This window comes from Grimontia marina (assembly GCF_900060185.1).
Lineage (GTDB): Bacteria > Pseudomonadota > Gammaproteobacteria > Enterobacterales > Vibrionaceae > Enterovibrio > Enterovibrio marinus.
In genome coordinates, this window is sequence record NZ_FIZY01000289.1 from 1 (window position 1) to 518 (window position 518).

Annotated in this window: 2 pseudogenes; both read left to right on the forward strand. The window is 46.9% G+C overall.

Annotated elements, in window-relative coordinates:
• Window positions 1-312: pseudogene (locus tag GMA8713_RS26465) on the forward strand (bifunctional histidinol-phosphatase/imidazoleglycerol-phosphate dehydratase); the annotation flags it as partial.
• Window positions 312-518 (forward strand): annotated as a pseudogene (locus tag GMA8713_RS26470) (imidazole glycerol phosphate synthase subunit HisH); the annotation flags it as partial. The pseudogenes GMA8713_RS26465 and GMA8713_RS26470, both read left to right, overlap by 1 nt.

The following is a 518-nucleotide window of genomic DNA, read 5'->3' on the forward strand; positions in this document are numbered from 1 at the left end:
ATTGGTAGTTTTGGTTTTTCGTTGCCGATGGATGAGTGTTTAGCACAATGTGCGCTCGATCTCTCGGGTCGCCCTTATCTGAAATTTGAGGCCACCTTTACACGTGAGCAAATCGGCGATCTCTCCACTGAAATGGTATATCACTTCTTCCGTTCATTAACCGACACTTTGGCCTGTACGCTGCATCTCTCATCCAGTGGCGATAATGATCACCATATTATTGAAAGTTTGTTTAAGGCTTTTGGCCGCACATTGCGCCAAGCCATTAAAGTGGAAGGCAATGAACTACCTAGCAGCAAAGGAGTACTGTAATGTCGTCAGTCCGTGAAGCGATGAGTGATAACAGCCGCCAGCCGCAAAAGGTCGTCATCATTGATACAGGCTGCGCTAATGTTTCTTCCGTGAAATTTGCCATCGAACGCTTGGGTTACCCAGTCACTATTTCAAAATATCCTGATGTGGTGTTGACGGCAGATAAGCTGTTTTTACCCGGTGTCGGTACGGCAAGTGAGGCGATG